Genomic DNA, 1349 nt, shown 5'->3' with positions numbered 1-1349 from the left:
GCCGGGGCGGGTGGCGATGTAGCGGGCCCGGTTGACCAGCTTGGCCGTATCCCTGCCCCCCTTCAGGTAGGGGGACATGAACCGGATGCGGCTCATCGGTCAGGGTAGACCTGGCGCTGGAGATCCAGGGCATCATCGAAGCTGATCTTCCCGTTGGTGCGCAGCACCTCGTCCACCGCATAGGCCCGCAGCTCCCGGCGGTTCACCGGATCAGCGCGGAAGTGGGCGGCAACGGTGTGGCTCATCATGTTCACCTCCACGCACAGCTTGAACAGCAAAGTACGCAGCCGGTTCTCGTTGTCCGCCAATGTACCCCGCAGGGTGTCCACCAGGGCGCGGGAGAGGTACTCCGAGGTATCCTCCGCGGCCAGGTAGCCCATGTAGAACCGCAGGGCCTTTTCGGCAAACTCCCCGCGGCTTTTGCAGTTGTCCTCCTCCAGCCAGCCATCCATCTGGCGGACGATGCCCGGCTTGAGCCAGAGGGTGATTTTCAGCCTGTTTTCCTCGTCCATGCTTCCTCCTCGTTCACCACGGCGGTGCAAAAGGGCCTCAACCGCCTGCAACGCCGTGTTTTTTCAAACGCACCACCGCTCTAAAACCCGGAACGGGCCTTTACCGACGGCGGTACCCAAATCCGGGAAAAGCCCCGCACTGCGGGGCTTTGTGGCCTGAGCGCCGGGGCTCACCACGGCGCTCCTTTATCCTCGTACTAAAATCGAACGCCCCAAGCTGGGGCGAAACTGGCCCCAACGGGGCGGTTTCCCGTCTGGGCGGGGCCCTGGCCCGCCCTCTGCCTGAAACCGGCACACAGGGCGCACACGGGGCCGACGGCGTGCTCACAGCTGGGCCAGACTGGGGGCCTGGCGGGGCTGCGGTTCCTCCACCAGATACCGGGCCCGGAAATCCGCCAGCGCCATGCCGGTCTGCTCCAGGCAGTAGGCGTCCATCTTTTCCAGCAGCGCGGCCTGCTCCTGCTGGGCCAGCGGATACCGGAAGGCGAACTCATTGCCGTCTCCGCACACCAGGATGACGTCTAGTGCGGAGCACGGCCGGCTGGCGTTCAGGTCATAGGCGGCGTACACGTTGAGCCAGTCGTCGTTTTCCGCGGTCGCCACGTGGGTGCCAAAGACCGCGTCCGGGTCAAAGGTCACCGGCATATAGAACTGGAGCAGCCCATCGCACTCTGAGAGCTCATCCGCAAAACTCACCTTGTCCACGGGGATGCGGCGCGTCCCAGCCGTGAGCTCCGGCGGCTCCACCTCCTTCTGCACCAGCAGATGGTTGTACTGCTGTGCCAGTGTGCGGCCGGTACGGAGAGCTGGCAGCAGGCCTCCATCTCCCCGCGCAGG

General features: G+C 65.0%; 1 protein-coding gene and 1 pseudogene. Both read right to left on the bottom strand.

Going from position 1 to position 1349, the window contains the following annotated elements:
* Positions 1–92 precede the first annotated feature (92 nt).
* Positions 93–512, bottom strand: a complete 420-nt coding sequence (locus HMPREF0372_RS14280; RefSeq protein WP_007493924.1) for a hypothetical protein — start codon at positions 510–512, stop codon at positions 93–95.
* A gap of 324 nt (positions 513–836) precedes the next feature.
* Positions 837–1349: pseudogene (locus HMPREF0372_RS20810) on the bottom strand (hypothetical protein); the annotation flags it as partial.

Source organism: Flavonifractor plautii ATCC 29863 (genome assembly GCF_000239295.1).
Lineage (GTDB): Bacteria > Bacillota > Clostridia > Oscillospirales > Oscillospiraceae > Flavonifractor > Flavonifractor plautii.
Note: the sequence above shows the minus strand (reverse complement) of the source record. Positions and strands in the feature narration are given on the sequence as shown.